Raw genomic sequence first — 1,463 nt, 5'->3', positions numbered from 1 at the left:
CGCAGGCCCCGCTCCCCCGGGGCCGTGAGCAGCAGGGCCTGCCCGGCCTGCGCGAGCCAGCTGTCCAGGCCGGCCTGTACACGCCCCGCATCGATAAGGACCAGCTCGAAGCCGGCTGCCGCGGCCGAGACCACCTCGCGGGCCACCGTTTCGGGTACCGGCGCCCCCGCCGCGGCCGGATCCGCCGCAGGACCCCAGGACAGCAGGGAAAACCCCTCGACCACCGGCAGCGCGGACTGCAGCTGCGCCGGGTTGATGGACCCTTTGACCCCGGCAAAATCGGGCCAGCGCAGCCCCGGCGCTGCCTCCGCAGCGAGCAGACTGTCCAAGCCGCCGCCGAGAACGTCCCCATCCACCAGCAGCGTCCGGATCCCCTTGTCCACTGCCCGGGCGGCGAGCCAGCAGGACAAGGTGGAGCAGCCCAGTCCGCCGCTGCCGCCGAGCACCGCCGCCACGGTCCCGGTCCTGCCCGGCTGCCGATTCCTGCCCAAATACTCCGCCAACCATGGCGCCGCGTCCGGCAGCACCGCCACCCGCTGGGCGGCGACGGCCGCGGCCAGTTCCCACAGCCGGGCAGACTCGCCGGGAAAGCCCACCACTATGACATCGCCGACGGCCCGGGGCAGGTTGACGGGCGCGCTACCGGCCAGCAGTACCGTGGCCCCCTCGGGCATCCCGCCCAGCTCTGACGCCCGCTCGGCCACCCGGAGCGCCATGCCGGCAGCAGCCGCGATGCGTGCGACTTCGTCCTGCAGCCGTTCCGAAGCTGCAACGAGCACCACCTCGGGCGGGGCCTGCACCGGCATCCAGCTCGGCAGGCGTGCCTGCCACCGTTGTCCGTTCCGCATGGGTCGAGCCTGGTCCCGGGCAGGCCTTGCCGGAAGCGGCCGGGCGGCCGCTGTGCGTCCGCACCGCCGCGCCCGCGCCTGTGGAGGAGGAGCCGGGACCGGCCGCCTCGGTGGAGCGGGTGACAATGGAAGCATGTATCTGGTGCTGGCGTCATCGGCCCGGCAGGTCCCCGCATGGCCGGGAACCGAGCCGGAGGCTTGGATCCAGCCAGCCGGCGAGGACGGGACACCCTCCGCGCCCGCCGTCGTCGTGCCGGCAGGAACCCTCTCCGATGCCGTGCGCCGGTTGGACGCGCCCGCTGTGCGCTGGGTCTGGGACGGCACCCGGGAGCATTACCTGCCGCTGCTGCGGGCCGGCGTAACGGTCGGCCGCTGCCACGATCTGGCCCGGAGCCGGGCCATCCTGGCCCTTTCCGAATTCGTCCCGCGCTCGCCCTACATCCTCGGCCTGCAGGATGCGGCGCCGGAGCAGGAACCGGCCACCGTCCAGCCGGAGCAGTCAGCGCTTTTTGAGGCACGCCGGGCCGGCCGGCCGCTGGAAGACCTCGTGGAGGAACTGGGCCGGCAGCTGGCGGCCGTGGCGGCGTCGCCGCCGCCGGCGCGGCTGCGGCTGCT

1 protein-coding gene and 1 pseudogene are annotated in these 1,463 nt (G+C 74.2%); one reads left to right on the top strand and one right to left on the bottom strand.

The window, feature by feature from the left end:
- Positions 1–848 (bottom strand): septum site-determining protein Ssd (ssd, locus tag ACFQ36_RS22675; protein ID WP_377017825.1); only part of this gene is annotated, 848 nt, incomplete at its 3' end.
- 133 nt (positions 849–981) lie between these two features.
- On the opposite strand from ssd, the pseudogene ACFQ36_RS22670 reads away from it, so the two are divergent.
- A pseudogene (locus tag ACFQ36_RS22670) lies at positions 982–1,463 on the top strand (hypothetical protein); the annotation flags it as partial.

The sequence above is a fragment of the Arthrobacter sp. GCM10027362 genome, from assembly GCF_042679445.1.
In the GTDB taxonomy this organism is placed as follows: domain Bacteria; phylum Actinomycetota; class Actinomycetes; order Actinomycetales; family Micrococcaceae; genus Crystallibacter.
This window is presented reverse-complemented; position numbering and strand designations above follow the sequence as displayed.